The 16,097-nt window shown below is 43.9% G+C and carries 13 protein-coding genes; all 13 read left to right on the forward strand.

Annotated elements, in window-relative coordinates:
* The first annotated feature begins 9 nt into the window (after positions 1 to 9).
* The 13 genes from D7Y06_RS03170 to D7Y06_RS03230 all read left to right on the forward strand — a co-directional run bounded on the left by D7Y06_RS03170 (position 10) and on the right by D7Y06_RS03230 (position 16,089).
* Positions 10 to 1,113: a hypothetical protein gene (locus D7Y06_RS03170; RefSeq protein WP_120406390.1), complete on the forward strand. Its 1,104-nt coding sequence runs from the start codon at positions 10 to 12 to the stop codon at positions 1,111 to 1,113.
* Between the two features lie 200 nt (positions 1,114 to 1,313).
* A complete protein-coding gene (locus D7Y06_RS03175) occupies positions 1,314 to 2,918 on the forward strand; it encodes an AAA family ATPase (RefSeq protein WP_120406391.1) in 1,605 nt (534 codons plus the stop codon).
* Between the two features lie 15 nt (positions 2,919 to 2,933).
* A complete protein-coding gene (gene grpE, locus D7Y06_RS03180; protein ID WP_120406392.1) occupies positions 2,934 to 3,476 on the forward strand; it encodes a nucleotide exchange factor GrpE in 543 nt (180 codons plus the stop codon).
* Complete coding sequence (locus D7Y06_RS03185; protein WP_120406393.1) at positions 3,463 to 5,187, forward strand: Hsp70 family protein; 1,725 nt, start codon at positions 3,463 to 3,465, stop codon at positions 5,185 to 5,187. Before grpE ends, D7Y06_RS03185 begins: the two co-directional genes overlap by 14 nt.
* A 20-nt stretch (positions 5,188 to 5,207) precedes the next feature.
* A complete protein-coding gene (locus D7Y06_RS03190; protein WP_120406394.1) occupies positions 5,208 to 6,626 on the forward strand; it encodes a DnaJ domain-containing protein in 1,419 nt (472 codons plus the stop codon).
* Positions 6,627 to 6,781: 155 nt separating this feature from the next.
* Positions 6,782 to 8,653 carry a polysaccharide biosynthesis protein gene (locus D7Y06_RS03195; RefSeq protein WP_120406469.1) on the forward strand — a complete coding sequence of 624 codons (1,872 nt, stop codon included), beginning with the start codon at positions 6,782 to 6,784 and terminating at the stop codon, positions 8,651 to 8,653.
* A gap of 4 nt (positions 8,654 to 8,657) precedes the next feature.
* A complete protein-coding gene (locus tag D7Y06_RS03200) occupies positions 8,658 to 10,253 on the forward strand; it encodes an AAA family ATPase (protein WP_120406395.1) in 1,596 nt (531 codons plus the stop codon).
* Positions 10,250 to 10,903: a sugar transferase gene (locus D7Y06_RS03205; RefSeq protein WP_199714611.1), complete on the forward strand. Its 654-nt coding sequence runs from the start codon at positions 10,250 to 10,252 to the stop codon at positions 10,901 to 10,903. Before D7Y06_RS03200 ends, D7Y06_RS03205 begins: the two co-directional genes overlap by 4 nt.
* Positions 10,900 to 12,225 (forward strand): hypothetical protein, encoded by a 1,326-nt coding sequence (locus D7Y06_RS03210; RefSeq protein ID WP_120406396.1) that lies wholly within the window; start codon positions 10,900 to 10,902, stop codon positions 12,223 to 12,225. The genes D7Y06_RS03205 and D7Y06_RS03210 overlap by 4 nt, the downstream gene beginning before the upstream one ends.
* A gap of 17 nt (positions 12,226 to 12,242) precedes the next feature.
* Complete coding sequence (locus D7Y06_RS03215) at positions 12,243 to 13,691, forward strand: tetratricopeptide repeat protein (RefSeq protein WP_120406397.1); 1,449 nt, start codon at positions 12,243 to 12,245, stop codon at positions 13,689 to 13,691.
* Positions 13,657 to 14,529 carry an NAD-dependent epimerase/dehydratase family protein gene (locus D7Y06_RS03220; RefSeq protein ID WP_120406398.1) on the forward strand — a complete coding sequence of 291 codons (873 nt, stop codon included), beginning with the start codon at positions 13,657 to 13,659 and terminating at the stop codon, positions 14,527 to 14,529. Before D7Y06_RS03215 ends, D7Y06_RS03220 begins: the two co-directional genes overlap by 35 nt.
* Positions 14,519 to 14,830, forward strand: coding sequence for a hypothetical protein (locus D7Y06_RS03225; protein ID WP_120406399.1), 312 nt, complete (start codon positions 14,519 to 14,521; stop codon positions 14,828 to 14,830). The genes D7Y06_RS03220 and D7Y06_RS03225 overlap by 11 nt, the downstream gene beginning before the upstream one ends.
* On the forward strand, positions 14,821 to 16,089 hold the full coding sequence (locus tag D7Y06_RS03230; protein ID WP_120406400.1) for an ATP-binding protein: 1,269 nt from the start codon (positions 14,821 to 14,823) through the stop codon (positions 16,087 to 16,089). Before D7Y06_RS03225 ends, D7Y06_RS03230 begins: the two co-directional genes overlap by 10 nt.
* The last annotated feature ends 8 nt before the right edge of the window (positions 16,090 to 16,097 follow it).

Consider the following 16,097-nt stretch of genomic DNA (forward strand, 5'->3'; position numbering starts at 1 on the left):
GATTATAGAATGAAAATACTATATTTGCATATCGGGCTTCCCAAGACAGCAACGACATCGATTCAGTTTTTTTGTTTTGAAAACAGGGAGATTTTGAAAAATAAGGGGTACTGTTACCCCTTATTTCCATGTTCCAATATAAGTGAAACCAGAAACGCCCATTTTCTCTTGGAGAGTATTACAGACGAAAACGGAAACGAGAACAGAGAAAAGACAGAGCTGGCGAGACAAAAACATTACAGGGAGATAGAAATTTTGTTTGAAAAGTATGATAATATTGTACTCTCTGACGAAGCCCTGTGGCATAAGCTCTGCGGTGTCAAATCAAATCTCTGGAATGAATTGCTGGCTCAGTCAGAAAAAGGGGGATATGAGTTAAAAGTTATTCTTTATCTAAGAAGGCAGGATACCTTTGCAGAGTCATGGTGGAACCAATCTGTTAAAATGAACGGGCGTGTTTTAGATGAACCCTGGGAGGACTTTATAAAAGAGCGCTATCTTCATATTGACTATGCCAGGGAAATACAAAAAATAGAAAAACTCATAGGGGAGGAAAACCTCATTGTCCGCAGGTTTGAAAAGCAAAATTTAAAAAATCAGGATATCATTCATGATTTTTTAGATGTAATCGGACTGGAGTACGGAGATGAGTTTGCAGAGATGTCCCAGAACAGAAATATCAGTTTGCTTGGAAATACCCATGAGATAAAAAGGATATTAAATAAACTGCCCATGCTGGACCGGGAGGGAAATGATTTTGTCAAATACTGCCTTCAGGATATTGCACCAATCAGCGGGGCAAGATACCCCAGCAGAATGTTTTCCCGGCAGGAGGCGGAAGAATTTCTGGGGCAGTTTGAGGAGGGAAATGCCTGGATAAAGGACAAATATTTTCCGGAGGAAGAGGGAAATCTCTTTGACTATGCCATGTCCGGAGGAGAAAAGTGGGAAAAGGAGAATCCTTATATGCAGGACGATATCATATTATTTATGGGAGCGGCAATGCTCAGGATGAACAGACAGATACAAAGGCTGGAAGAGAAGAATGAGAAGCTTTATTTTTATTTAAGGCATCCTATCCGAGGACTGGTGAGGAAAGTGTTCCATAAGTGAGAAAATAAGTTTCAGTCGGTGCTTAGAAGCCTTGACAGGCTCTGCGGTGTGAAGCATCCATAAAACTTCCTTTAACAAAAGTTTACAAGTAAGCTAGGGCATGTTATAATACACATAGATATTTGAATTATATCTATGTGTATTATTTTTGGGAAAATGGGCATCCATAGAAAGTGTTTGCACTGAGAAAGGGGAACAGCATGGGCAAATATCTAAACCCTGGAAATATTGGTTTCCAGAGTGCTTTAAATTCACAGATTTACGTGGATAAAACAGGAATTATCGACAAAATGAACCGTGTGCTGGGGACAAAACAAAGATATATATGCGTCAGCCGTGCGAGACGGTTTGGAAAGACCATGGCAGAAGAAATGCTGGCGGCCTACTATGACAGAAGCTGTGATTCCAGGGAGCAGTTTAAGGGGAAAGTGATAGAACAGTCAGCTTCTTTTGAAAAGCATCTAAATCAATATGATGTAATTTTTATCGATATGCAGGGGATGCGGGAGCGCACCTTAAACGCAGTGCGCCACGGGGAAAAGATCAGCGTGGTGGGCTATCTTCAACGGGAAGTGATTTTGGAACTTCAGGAAACCTTTCCGGAAGCAGTAAAGGAAAATGAAATATCCCTTCCCGGGGCAATGTCAGATGTTTTCCAAAAGACAGGAAGGCAGTTTATCATTTTAATTGACGAGTGGGATTGTGTGTTCCGGTCAGATAAGGAAAACGGGGAACTGCAGGAGGAATATTTAGGGTTTCTGCGTTCTATGTTTAAAGATGTGCAGTCGGAGCGTTTTATTCTTCTGGCTTATATGACAGGGATTTTGCCCATTAAAAAGTATGGAACCCAGTCTGCTCTTAACAATTTTTATGAATATACCATGGTAAAGCCGGGATTTTTTGCAGAGTATGTGGGATTTACAGAAAAGGAAGTGCAGGATCTTTGTGAGGAATATCAGGTGAGCTTTGAGGAGATGAAGCGCTGGTATGACGGGTACTACTTTGAGGGAGTGGGGCATGTCTATAACCCCAAAGCGGTAGTGGAAGCCATTCTGTCAGAAGAATTTGAAAATTACTGGACAGCCACAGAGACTTACGAATCCCTGCGATTTTACATTGAAATGAACTTTGAGGGGCTGAAAGACGATATTATATGGATGCTGGGGGGAAACCGGTGCCGTGTAACGGTGAGAAGCTTTCAGAACGATATGGTGTCTGTAAAGAATAAAGACGATGTTTTAACACTGTTGATACATTTGGGGTATCTGACTTATGACAGAGAAAATGAGGAGGCATTTATCCCCAACCAGGAAGTGGCGGATGAATTTCGTATAGCGGTGGACGATGATTACTGGAGTGAAATTATGGGTGCCCTGAAGAAATCGGAACAGCTTTTGAAAGATACCTGGAGCGGGAATGAGGAGGAGGTAGCGGCACAGATAGACGGGGTACACATGGATACTGCCTCTATCTTAAATTATAATGATGAAAATGCTTTAAGCTGTGTGATTTCCCTGGCCTACTACAGTGCCAGGAAGTATTATACCCTGGTCCGAGAGATGCCTGCCGGGAAAGGATTTGCCGATCTGGTGTTTTTCCCCAGGAGAAAATACGGGAAAAATGCCATGGTGGTTGAGTTAAAATGGGATAAATCTGCCCAGGGGGCAATCCGGCAGATCAAAGAGAAAAATTATGTGAAGGCACTGGAAGGCTATGAGGGGGAAGTCTTTCTGGTGGGCATCAATTATGATAAGAAGGAGAAAAAACATAGCTGTGTCATAGAGAAGGGTGTGGCAGAACGGTAAGGAAAGGACGTAAACATGTTGTTTGGGAAAAGAAAAGAAGAGGAACAAAAGCGTTTGGAGGAAGCAGAACGGCTCCAACAGCAGTTGTCGGATATTCAAAAGGATTTGAAAAAGCAGCGTATGGCGGTAGAAAATATTACAGACGAATGGGAAGATTTCAGGGAAGGGGAGGAAAGCCGCATAGGGGAACTGTTGGACTGGAAAAACCAGGAAGACAATTTTATACAGCTGTTTGAAGAGTATCAGGAACAGTTAGAAGGGTTAAAAAAGTATGCCGGAAACGGGGATAAAAACTTATTTCAGCAGATTCAGCTTGTGGAGGAGAAGCTTGAGAAAAAACGGCGGATGTGCGGCATTAGCCAGATTGCAGAGGCGGGAAGACCTGTGGACTATGATCTTCATGAGGTGATACAGGTGCTGGAAACAGATAATCCACAGTTGAAAGAAACAGTTGCAGAAATTTATTCCCCGGGATATATCTACAAGGGGAAAGTCAGGAAAAAAGCAAAAGTATCCGCATATTGTGTAAAGGAGAAAGATACAGATGAAAGAGAGTAACGGCAGTATTATCGTAGGAATCGATTTGGGAACTTCCACCACAGAGGCAGCCCTTATCCGGGAGGGAAAGCCTTGTATGGTGCCTGTGCAAGACGGGACGTTTATCATGCCCTCGGCAGTGGGGGTGGATGATACGGGAAAGCTGTTTGCAGGGGAGAAGGCGCGTTCCCGGTATATGATGCACCCGGAGAGCACGGTTATTGAAGTGAAGAGGAAAATTGGTACGGAAGAGAAAATTACCTTAGGCGGGAAAAAGTATACGCCGGTGGAACTGTCAGCGGAGATTCTTTCCGGTATCAAAAAGTACATATCAGAATTTGCTGGGGAAGAAGTGAGCCGGGCAGTGATATCTGTTCCAGCATATTTTGATGACCTTCAGCGACGGGAGACAGTGGAAGCGGGAAAGCTGGCAGGATTTGAAGTGGAGCGGATACTAAACGAGCCCACAGCGGCAGCCTTGAGTTACGGACTGGGGCATATGGAAGAAGAAAGCCATATCCTGGTATACGACCTGGGAGGGGGAACCTTTGATGTGACCCTTCTGGAGATGTTCGGGGGAGTTTTGGAGGTAAAGGCAAGCAGCGGGGACAACGCCCTGGGAGGAAAAGATTTTGACGAAGTCCTGGCGGTTTACCTGGAAAAGAAGTTTAAAGAAGTCTTTGGAGTGGATTTGGCAGATAACCTCTACGCCAGGGTAAAAGTAAAAGAGGAGGCGGAGGCCTGCAAGAAAGCTTTAAGTACCGAGGATTCTTACCGAATACTTCTGCCCATGCTGGAGGAAAAAGACGGAGAGCCCCTGGCTATGGATATCACGGTTACCGCAGAGGAATTTAAGGCGCTGACCAGGGAGCTTGTAGACAGAACCCATCATCCCATTGACGTTGTTCTGGGGGATGGAAAGGTTAAGCCGGAGGATATTGACAAAATACTGCTGGTGGGCGGATCCACCAGAATGCCAATGATTGCGGAAGATATTGAAAATTATCTCCATATGGCGCCTTCCAGGCTGGTAGATCCGGATTATGCCGTGGCCCAGGGAGCTGCCATTCAGGCGGGAATTCTTTCCGGGAAAATTCATCAGGAAGAAAGCGTGATTATGACGGACGTAAATCCTTATACCCTTGGTATCCGCATTGAGGATGAGTTTACAGATGACAGAATGAGTGTAATCATCCCCCGAAATGTTACCATTCCTGTTACGAAAAGCCAGATGTACTATACAAGCTGGGACTATCAGACAGCCGCAGATATTGAAGTGTTTCAGGGGGAAGAGCGCATTGCATCCAGAAATCATTTTCTGGGGAAATTCACCATTTCCGGGATTCCCCCAAAAAAAGCAGGGGCAGAGAGAATTGGCGTGGAGTTTTCCTATGATATGAACGGTATGCTGAGGGTGAAAGCCAATATTGTGAGCACCGGGAACGAGGCGGAAATCAGTATTGATATGATGAAAGAGAAAGAAGGGGAAACCAGCCCAAAGATGGATGTAAGCAAATGGAAAGACGCCCCAAATGCAAAGGCATTTAAGACGGTAATCCGCCGTGCAGAGCGTGTGCTGAAAAATCTGGATTCCCCGGAGGAGATTAATTTTTATCAGGAAGATTTGGAGGAGTGTATCTATCTCTTGAAACGGGCGCTGATAGAAGACAATATAGAGGAAGCAAATGATGTAGAGGAAGAATTGCTGGGTCTTTTGGAAGATTTAGAGTAGAAAAATACGGGAGAGAAGAAATGGAAGAATATTACAGAATTTTGGGATTGGAGCAGGGGGCACAGCTTGCAGAAATCAAACGTGCCTATTTTAAACTGGTGAGGCAGTTTCCGCCGGAGAAAGACCCGGAACATTTTCAGCAGATAAGGAAAGCTTACGAACAGCTTACCAGAAATGAAGGCAGGGAAAACGGGCCGTCTTTTGAAGCGTTAAAAGACCCGTTGGCACAGAGCATGATGAAACAGATTACAAAAGCCAGGGAATGCGGGGACGATATATTATTCCGTGACACTGCTGAGGAGGCATGGAAATATTTCCCGGATAAAATACAGTTTTTGTATCTTCTTGTAATGGCCCAAAGGCTTTGCGGCAATACGGGAAAAGCGGTAAAAAACGGGGAACTTCTCGTGAAAAAAGATCCGGGAAACCCCTGGTTCTGGCGTGAACTGGCGTTTTCTTACATGGAGCGGGGGTATACCCAAAAGGCATTTCCGGCATTAGAAAAGGCATATGACCTGGGAATCCGGGATAAAGATTTTATCCTTTTGTATTCCGGGGAGTGCGCAGAATATGGGGAAACAGATAAGGCCTTTGCCATGCTGCGTGAGATGGTGGAAAATCCCAAAGACTGGGAGAAAGAGGATCTGCCGGAGTATATGGAGGCTTATGCGGCGCTGCTTCTTATGGACGCAGAACAGGAAACGTCCTGTTTTATGGAAATTGGGACCTCATTACTCCATGCCCTTGAGATTCAGGGAAAGTATCTGCAGGAGGAGGCGGTAGTGATTATCCTGCTGTTAAGCCAGTTCCTTAACAACCCCCTATGGGGAGAAAAGGAGTTTGAGTTAGCGGAAAAAATTATGCAAAACGTGCAGGAGATTACTGATAATTCCACAATGCAGGAAATCGCTGATGACGAGGGAATACAGGAGTTCATCAAGACAGCACAAATCGGCATGCGCCTGGAGAAACTGGAGATGGATGCACGTTTTGGGAAGACAATGCGCCTTGCGGCAGAAGCATTTTATGCTATGTCCCAGGACGATATGTGCGATGCGTACATAAGAAAATTCGCCATAACTGACACAAAGCTTTGCATGATTATGGAAAAAGAGGAAATTTTAAAGCAGGCGGAGATTTTAAAACAGGAGTATGGCTTTTTATATAAAGAAATCGAACCTTTCCTTCAGCAGCTTTCCGATGAAAAAAATCTTATCTTTTTAAAGGAGAGGCTGTTAAAAGACTACGGGAGGATGTATCTGGAATTTAACGAGGGGTATTTTGCAGAAAAATATCCCCAGGAGATGAAGCGGTTTACCGGCACATCTTTTTATGAGGGGGATATGCCTTATGTGAGGACAGAAAACAAAGTGGGCAGGAACGCTCCCTGTCCCTGCGGTTCCGGGAAAAAATATAAGCAGTGCTGCGGGAGGAAATAGGAAAATTTTCATTTCTGCCAAAGTTTACAAGTATGGAAAGAAATGCTATAATGCACATAGATATTGTGAATCATATCTATGTGTATTATTTTTGTACAAATGCAGATAATGTGTGTAGAATGATAAAAGTTTTTGGAAGAGAAAGAAGATACGGGATGAAATCAATGAATATAGACAGAAAACTGTGGATAAGACGCACGTTTTTAATGTGTTATGACATTTGCGCTGTGTTTGCGGCAAGCATGCTGGCGCTTTTGATTCGCTTTGACTTTAACTTTTTTGCAATACCGGTGCAGTTTGTGGAAAATGTGTGGAAAGCCTATCCCGCAATCGCGGTGATTACCATACTTGTGTTTTGGATTTTCCGCCTGTATTCCAGTATCTGGAGTTTTGCCGGGGCTATTGAAACCATGTATGTCTTTTCCGGCTGTGTAATCGTTTCTATTTTAAATATGATACTTTTGCTGTTGTCCCACCCAGAGACAGGCTTTCCGGTGCCCAGAAGTTACTATGCCCTTTTTGGGATTTTTCTCCTGGGGCTGATTTTTGTCAGCCGGTATATGTACCGGGGACTGCGGGCTTTACGGAATATGCGCAGAGATGCGGAATATACCCGGAATGTACTGGTGATCGGCGCCGGGGAGGCGGGGGACGCCCTGATAAAGGAAATAAAAAACAGCCGCTATTTAAAGAAACGGGTAGTGGGTGTGATTGATGATAACAGGAGTAAAAAAGGCAGGTTTATCCACGGGGTAAAAATAGTGGGAGACAGGGACGATATTATTGAAAAATGCCAGGAACTCCATGTCCATGAAATTATAATAGCCCTGCCGTCGGTGTCCCCGAAGAAGAAAAAAGCGATTCTGGATATCTGCAAAGAGACAGGATGCGAACTGAAAAACCTGCCCGGAATCTATCAGCTTGTGAATGGGGATGTAAGTGTCAGCAAGCTGAAAGATGTGGATGTCAACGACTTGCTGGGCAGAGAACCCATTGAAGTGGATTTGGATTCCATTATGGAGTATGTGAGAAACAAGGTAATTATGGTAACAGGGGGCGGGGGCTCTATAGGGAGCGAGCTTTGCCGCCAGATTGCCAGCCACCATCCCAAAAGGCTTGTAATTGTGGATATTTATGAAAATTCCACATATGATGTACAAAACGAGTTAAAGGCAAAATATCCGGAAATGGATATGGTGGTTCTTATTGCCTCTGTGCGCAATACGAACCGTATGAATTCCATATTTGAGACCTACCGCCCGGAAATTGTGTATCATGCAGCGGCCCACAAGCATGTGCCTTTAATGGAGGACAGTCCCAATGAGGCCATAAAAAATAATGTCATCGGCACATGGAAAATGGCGGAGGCTGCCAACCGTTACCATGTAAAACGTTTTGTAATGATTTCCACGGATAAGGCGGTAAATCCCACCAATATTATGGGAGCCAGCAAACGTATCTGCGAGATGATTATCCAGACTTACAACAAGCGCAGCGATACGGAGTATGTGGCTGTCCGTTTTGGGAATGTGTTAGGCAGCAACGGAAGCGTGATTCCATTGTTTAAAAAGCAGATAGAACGGGGAGGTCCGGTGACGGTGACAGATCCGGAAATCATCCGGTATTTTATGACAATCCCGGAGGCGGTATCCCTTGTTTTGCAGGCGGGAGCATACGCAAAGGGAGGGGAAATCTTTGTCCTTGACATGGGGGAGCCGGTAAAAATCCTGGATTTGGCAAAGAACTTAATTCTCCTCTCCGGACATAAGCCAAATGATGATATTCCAATTGTGTTTACAGGCTTGCGCCCAGGAGAAAAACTCTATGAGGAGATGCTGATGGAGGAAGAAGGATTGCAAAGTACCGCCAATAAAATGATTCACATCGGCAGGCCCATTGAGATGGATGAGGAAAAATTCATGGAGGAATTGGAGGAGCTTAAGGATTATGTGGTAAAAGAGCCGGAGGATATCAGGGAATGGGTCAAACGCATTGTGCCCACCTACCATCCCGAAAAGGGGGCGTAAGAGTATGGGGAAATATTTAAATCCCGGGAATCTGGGATTCCAGAGTGCTATTAATTCTCAGATTTATGTGGATAAAACAGGGCTGATTGAGAAAATGAACCGTGTTCTGGGAACAGAGCAGAGATGGGTGTGTGTCAGCCGGGCCAGGCGTTTTGGGAAAACTATGGCGGAAAAAATGCTGGCGGCATATTATGACAGGAGCTGTGATTCCAGGGAGCAGTTTAAAGGGCGTATCATTGAAAAGGCGGCATCTTTTGAAAAACATCTGAATCAATATGACGTGATTTTCATTGATATGCAGGGTATGCGGGATCGCACCTTAAATGCGGTGCGGCATGGGGATAATATCAGCGTAGTTTCCTATCTTCAGCGGGAGGTAATAGAAGAACTACGGGAAGAATTTCCGGAGGCGGTAAAAGAGAGGGAAGTTTCCCTGCCTGGGGCAATGGCGGATGTATTCCAAAAGACAGGAAGGCAGTTTATAGTACTGATTGACGAGTGGGACTGTCTGTTCCGTTCGGACAAGGAAAACCGAAAGCTTCAGGAGGAGTATCTGGGTTTCCTGCGGTCTATGTTTAAGGATGTACAGTCAGAGCAATTTATATTGTTGGCCTATATGACAGGGATTCTGCCCATTAAGAAATACGGAACCCAGTCTGCCCTCAACAATTTTTATGAGTATACCATGGTGGATTCCGGGTGTCTGGAGGAATATGTAGGTTTTACGGAGGAGGAGGTCAGCGGGCTGTGTGAGGAATATGGCATGGATTTTCAGGAAATGAGACGCTGGTACGACGGCTACAGCTTTCGCAGGATTGGCCATGTATATAATCCGAAATCTGTGGTGGAATCCATATTTTCAGAACATTTTGCCAACTACTGGACAGCCACAGAGACATATGAATCCCTGCGCATTTACATTGAAATGGATTTTGACGGGTTAAAGAATGATATTATTCAGATGATTGGAGGGGGCAGGTGCGGGATGGATGCCAGGTCTTTCCAGAATGACATGGTAAGCTTTGCGGATAAAAACGATGTTTTGGCTCTTTTGATTCATCTGGGCTATCTTGCCTATGACGGGGAAGAAGAGGAAGTGTATATTCCCAATGAAGAAATCAGAGACGAATTTATCCGGGCAGTCAAACATACCTCCTGGCAGGAACTGGTTTTGGCACTGGAGAAATCGGATCAGCTTCTTAAGGATACCTTAAGCGGAAACGAGACCAGTGTTGCGGCGGGGATTGATGAAATCCATATGGATACTGCCTCTGTTTTAACTTACAATGATGAAAATTCTTTAAGCTGCGTGCTTACCCTGGCATATTACAGTGCCAGGAAATATTATACCATTGTCCGGGAGATGCCGGCAGGGAAAGGCTTTGCGGATTTTGTGTTCTTCCCCCGGAAAAAAAGTAAAATCCCCATGGTGGTGGAATTAAAATGGGGCAGGTCGGCGGAGGAAGCCATCGACCAGATAAAGGAGAAACAGTACGGGAAAGCCCTGAACGGATATGAGGGAGAGATACTTTTTGTGGGAATCAATTATGACAAAAAGAGCAAAACGCATAGCTGCAAAATAGTGAGGGAGAGTATATGAAATATAGGTTTACGGAAAAACAAAGGAGTTATATGAAATGGAAACGCACCCTGGATTTGATCTTAAGTTTTGGGGCGTGTCTGGTATTATCCCCGGCGCTGCTTCTTTTATGTATTGCTATTAAAATGGACAGCAGAGGCCCGGTGCTTTTTAAACAAAAAAGGGTGGGCATCCATAAGACATATTTTCCTATTTACAAATTCCGTACCATGCGGATCGATACGCCAAAGGATATGCCGACCCATTTGCTGGCAAATCCGGACCAATATATTACAAAAGTCGGTCATTTTTTAAGAAAGTCATCCCTGGACGAACTGCCCCAGCTTTTTAATATATTAAAGGGGGATATGAGTTTTGTGGGGCCAAGGCCGGCGCTTTGGAACCAGGACGACTTGGTGGCGGAGCGGGACAAATACGGTGCCAACGATGTGCTGCCGGGACTTACCGGATGGGCCCAGATAAACGGCAGGGATGAGCTTGAGATTCCCGTGAAGGCAAAGCTGGACGGGGAATATGTAAAGAGGATGAGTTTTGCTTTTGACCTGCGGTGTTTTTTGGGAACCTTTGTCTCTGTCCTTAAGGCCGACGGGGTTTATGAAGGCGGAACAGGGGAGATGAAAAAGCAGGGGAAGAGGAGAAAGAGGGGATGAAGGGGAAAGCAGAAGTCCTGAATCAAATACAAGATGCATTTAATTCGGAGCCTTTAAGCACAAGCACAGAACTGGAAGCGTATTATTTAAATACAGCCCTGGCAAGAACCGGGGATGTATATTCTGATTTTGTGGAAAATTTTGCTTTACAGCTTGAGGATTGCAGGGAAGTATATCTTCATAAATTGTTTATCGGCCATCCCGGGTGTGGAAAGACAACGGAATTGTATCAACTCTTGCAGAGAGTGAAAAAAGCTGATTTCTTTGTATGTATGGGCAGATGTGACCTTGAGCTGGATTTGGTGGACATTGAATATACGGATATACTTTTTTTCTTTTTGGATCTGTTAGTGCGAAGGGCCAGTGAGCTGGGGATGGAGCTGGATGAAAATTTAGTAGAAGATATTTATGCCTATTGGGAAGAAGAAATTGAAATGACAGAGGCTGTATCTGTTCAGGCCCAGACGGAAATTCACAGCAGTGCGAAAGCGAAAGCAGGGCTGCCGGGACTTTTAGAGCTGATGGCACAGATTAAAGGCGTAATTAAAAACAGTTCAGATTCCAGAATGCAAATCCGGAGGAAAATCGTCCCGAAAAGCGGTGAACTCATTCGGAAAATTGAAGAGGTGATAGAAAATATTTCTGCCCAATGTGAACAAAAGAATATGAGGAAAGTACCCTTGATTATTTTGGATGGATTGGACAGGGTCCCGCTGAATCAGGCGAAAAAGATATTTCGGGATAACGGTTCCACATTTCGGGCTTTGCCCATACATTTCGTCACAACTTTTCCCATAGCCCTGACCTATACCCTGGAATATGGCGATATACTAAATTATTTTCCAAATCCTTCCAAGCTTCCCATGATAAAGCTTCGGAATTGGGAAAGGGGACAATATACGGAAGGATATGAGGAAGGGAAAAACACCATGCGGCAAATTATCGCCAAGCGGGCCAATCTTTCTCTGTTTGACGAAGATGCCCTGGTAGAATTAATTGATAAGACAGGGGGTTATATCAGGGATTTATTCCGGTGTATCTCAAATGCCGCCATCCGGGCACAGCGGAGAGGGAGTTCTTCCATTTCCATAGAAGATGTGGCAGTGGTATTAAATGAACTGGAATCTGATATTAACAGCAGATATTCGGATGCAGACATACCGGAATTGAAGAAAATATATGAGGGAGAGAAGTTTGTATCTTCCTCAGAGAGCATTACAAATCTTTTACAGGTTTGCGCCGTGTTGGAATATAACGGGAAACGCTGGTGCGATCTGCATCCGCTGGTGGAACAGTGGCTTAAAGAATGCAATAAAATCTAATAAGGAGGTATGTTCTTATGGGTAATATTCAAACAGTAGATGAGGAACAATTGGAAATGATGAAATTAGCCATTGGGAACATAACTTCTGGTATGTGCCTTTACAGGGCCGACGCCCTGCGGCAGACAGAGGTTGCAGAGCAGATAAAAAATGAAGTGCAAAAGAACTGTTGCATTCTGAATATGGAAACGCTTTCTAAAGGTGAATACCCTGATGAAATGGGAAAACTTCAGGCTTTGCTCCACAGGTGCGGGGATGCCCAGGTGGTGTTTTTGTGTAACCTGCAGCTGTGTTTTAAAAAACTGGGAAAAAAATTCTTTGAAAATTTGAATTATATGCGTGACCAGATGCTGGCCATGAACAAGGTGTGGATATTTGGAGTTTCACATTATGCGGCGTCTCTGTTTAACAGATATGCCAGGGATTTATATTCCTGTATTATGAACCATTTTGAATTTTACAGTGAAATGGAAGAGCGTCTGGCCCGTTTTGAGGAAATCAGATATCCCGACGGGGATTTGGTAAAAGCAGACAAAAAACTACAGGAATATAAAAAAGAATTTGCAGACACCGGGCTTTGTGAAGTTCAAGACAGCCGGAAAAGTGATGCAGTAAGATTGTGGAATAGGCTGTATAGGTATTGCGATGCAGATACGAAAGAGTGGATGAGGGAGCTGATTGATAAAAAAGATAAACAGTTTTGGAAGAAAAGTTTTTCCTTTCAATATTACACTGCTGGGATAGAATTGGCTAAGGCATGGATGCACATGGAAGAGTATGGGAGAGCGCTTGTCCTTGTGGATTTTGTAAAGAAAGAAACGGAGGGCAGGCTTGTAAGCCCGGGGCCGGAACTTGCGGAAGCAGAAAGTTTAAAAGGGGAAATTCTTTTTTTCATGCATCGTTACCAGGAGGCGGAAAAAAGCGTGCAAAAGGCATTATATCTGATAAGTGAAATGGAAAAAGAGTATGGCTTAGAAGTCATTTATGCCAGGGATATTCTTGCAAAAATATGGTCGGCCCAAAAAAAATATGGGAAAGCGGTGGGACTGTATGAAAAGACAATACATGATACCATAAACAATTTTGATGAAAAGTGCCCTTTTTTAGTAGGGCTTTGGAATAATTTGGGGGCGGTGTATATCTGCATGAGGCAGAATGAGAGGGCAGCAGATTGTTTTGCAAAGGCAGCAGACATTTGGCCAAAAGATGCTGGGGGGGGGATTTTGAGAGGAGAGGAATTGGAAAAGCTGGGAATGCTGTTAGAGGAAGAAGGGGATTTCCCTGCGGCATATAAATGCATTTCCCAGGCGAAGGATATACGTCTGAATATTGAGATTGCCAGAAGAGATGAAAAGCATTTGCAGAAGCTGAATGAGAGGATGTCAGCGTATGCTGCCAGAATAAAGAAAATCCAGGAGGAAAAAGGCAGACATGGGAAAAAGGATATTGGTTACCGGGGAGAATAGTTATATCGGAAAATCACTGCAGGAGTATGTGGATAAAGAAAAAATAGGCTGGCAGATAGATGCGGTAAGTGTGCGGGATGAAAAGTGGCGGGAGATAGATTATACAAAATACCAGGCAGTGGTCCATTTGGCGGCAGTGGTCCATCAAAAAGAACAGAAGGAGATGCGCAGCTTGTATAAACAGATAAATGCGGATTTACCTGTAAACATTGCAGCAAAGGCAAAGGAATCCGGCGTGGCTCAGTTTGTTTTCTTAAGCACTATGGCGGTTTACGGGGACAAGGTTTCGTACATTAAAAAGAATACGAAACTACAGCCTGTCACCATGTACGGCAAGGCCAAGCTTAGCGCAGAAAAGAGATTGAAAAAGATTGCAGATTCCGGGTTTCAGGTGATTGTCTTAAGACCCCCTCTGGTGTATGGCAGAAACTGTCCGGGAAATTATAAGAGACTTGCATCCCTGGCTTTAAAGCTTCCGTTTTTCCCAAGGGTAGATAACAAGCGGAGCATGATTTATATTGAAAACCTCTGCGCCTGCATCTGCCATGAAATAGAACATGCAGAAAAATCATATAGGATTGTATGTCCTCAGAACAGGGAGTATGTCAATACCACAGAGCTGGTAAGAGAGATACGAAAAGCCCATGGAAAAAGAACATGGGTGATTCCCTTTGGAGGTAAATTGATAGATCTTCTGACCGGCCGAATCCCGGTTTTTGGCAAAGTGTTTGGGGATTTGGTTTATGAGAAATCAGAGGAAGATAAGGAGTACCAGGCAGCCGGGTTTGGGGAATCGGTGAGGAGGACAGAACAGATGGAGAATATCTATGGTAAATAATCGGGAAATGTATTGTGAGCATTGCAAACGAACAACTTTATTTTTCCTGGAATCAGATTTGTTATGGTACTGTGATGAGTGTGGAAATGTGGCGGAAAGCCATCCTTATGATGAGAGTGAGGAAGAAGAGTCTGAGTCCCGGGAAGAGGAGGAAGAGGAAATGATTCGCTGTCCTTTCTGTAATAATCTGATAATCATTGAATCTTTGACAGATGGGGTTATATGTCCTGTTTGTTATGAAGATTTGTCGGGAGAACTGGAAAAAAAAGGATATGACCCGAAAGGAGAAATATGGGATTAGAACTTCAATATATTGGACGGGTTGCCGAGGCGAAAGTAGAGTGTCAGGGGATTACCGTGGTGGCAGGCGCTAACGGGAGTGGAAAAAGTACGGTAAGCAAAACGCTCTATGCCCTGCAGGAAACATTTTATGGACTGAGAAGCAAGGCAGTCTTACAACGGAGAAGAAGCATTACAAAAACGCTTGCAAATTGGCAGAACGAAGTAGAAGAAATTGCAGATTTGGAAGTGCATGATAAGATAAAGATGCGCCGGGAGATACGTGGATTGTTTTTGAAAGAGATGGAATGGGAAGTTTTTTATAGGAATGTAGCAGATATAACTATTTCTTACGGGATAGAAGCGTGTGGTGAAGATGAGATAAGAGATCTTTTTGATAAATATCACGAAATACGGGAGAAGAGGATTTCGTATTATGAAAGTTATGTCATCCAATCTGTGTGGGAAAGGATTTTTGGAAAGCAGGTCAATACATTTGGGGAAGAGGAAAATGCCGTTGCAATTTATATTTCCGGAAATTTGACGTTATCTGTAGAGATTGAGGACGAGCAGGTGTTAGAATATACCTATAAAAAAGGAAGCCTGACGCAGATGAAAAAAACAATCTATATCACCACATCCGATCTCATAGATTCCCTGGGAAGTTATCGAAAAGGCAGTGCGGCTCGTTACCTGCGAGATAATATATACGCCAATGAAGAATTGGCGGAAATGCTGCTGGATGAAAAAAATATTCAGGACTGGACAGCGGAGGAAAAGGAAAAAATACGTTATCAGCAGGAGATTTTAGGGGAAATTCTGGATTCCGTAGTTGACGGGGATATACAGAAGAAAGAAGGAAGACTGTCATATTTTGAAAATTGGTGTAACCATGAAGTTGAGTTTGCCAATGTGGCATCCGGCATGAAAATCTTTCTAATATTGAAAAGATTACTGGAAAATGGTGTGTTTTTGGAGGACGCATTAGTTATCATCGATGAGCCGGAGACCAATCTGCATCCAGAATGGCAGTTAAAACTGGCGGAACTTCTGGTGCTGTTTCAGTGCAAATTGGGGATTCAGATTTATCTAAATTCCCACAGCCCGTATTTTGTCAGGGCGATGGAATATTTTGCAGATTTACATGGAGCGCTGGATGTGTGCAGGTTCTATTTGATGAAACCGGCGGAACAGCCGGGGATGTATGAAAGCGAAGACGTGACGGAAAATCTGGGCGTGGTCTATGACCAGTTAGCGGAGCCTTTCAATCAGATTATGTAGGAGAAAAA

The sequence above is a fragment of the Roseburia sp. 1XD42-69 genome (genome assembly GCF_003612565.1).
Lineage (GTDB): Bacteria > Bacillota > Clostridia > Lachnospirales > Lachnospiraceae > Roseburia_B.

Excerpts from the sequence above, each read along its gene's own strand:
- D7Y06_RS03170 (WP_120406390.1), top strand. The coding sequence starts at position 10 with ATGAAAATACTATATTTGCATATCGGGCTTCCCAAGACAGCAACGACA.
- D7Y06_RS03175 (WP_120406391.1), top strand. The coding sequence starts at position 1,314 with ATGGGCAAATATCTAAACCCTGGAAATATTGGTTTCCAGAGTGCTTTA.
- grpE (WP_120406392.1), top strand. The coding sequence starts at position 2,934 with ATGTTGTTTGGGAAAAGAAAAGAAGAGGAACAAAAGCGTTTGGAGGAA.
- D7Y06_RS03185 (WP_120406393.1), top strand. The coding sequence starts at position 3,463 with ATGAAAGAGAGTAACGGCAGTATTATCGTAGGAATCGATTTGGGAACT.
- D7Y06_RS03190 (WP_120406394.1), top strand. The coding sequence starts at position 5,208 with ATGGAAGAATATTACAGAATTTTGGGATTGGAGCAGGGGGCACAGCTT.
- D7Y06_RS03195 (WP_120406469.1), top strand. The coding sequence starts at position 6,782 with ATGAAATCAATGAATATAGACAGAAAACTGTGGATAAGACGCACGTTT.
- D7Y06_RS03200 (WP_120406395.1), top strand. The coding sequence starts at position 8,658 with ATGGGGAAATATTTAAATCCCGGGAATCTGGGATTCCAGAGTGCTATT.
- D7Y06_RS03205 (WP_199714611.1), top strand. The coding sequence starts at position 10,250 with ATGAAATATAGGTTTACGGAAAAACAAAGGAGTTATATGAAATGGAAA.
- D7Y06_RS03210 (WP_120406396.1), top strand. The coding sequence starts at position 10,900 with ATGAAGGGGAAAGCAGAAGTCCTGAATCAAATACAAGATGCATTTAAT.
- D7Y06_RS03215 (WP_120406397.1), top strand. The coding sequence starts at position 12,243 with ATGGGTAATATTCAAACAGTAGATGAGGAACAATTGGAAATGATGAAA.
- D7Y06_RS03220 (WP_120406398.1), top strand. The coding sequence starts at position 13,657 with ATGGGAAAAAGGATATTGGTTACCGGGGAGAATAGTTATATCGGAAAA.
- D7Y06_RS03225 (WP_120406399.1), top strand. The coding sequence starts at position 14,519 with ATGGTAAATAATCGGGAAATGTATTGTGAGCATTGCAAACGAACAACT.
- D7Y06_RS03230 (WP_120406400.1), top strand. The coding sequence starts at position 14,821 with ATGGGATTAGAACTTCAATATATTGGACGGGTTGCCGAGGCGAAAGTA.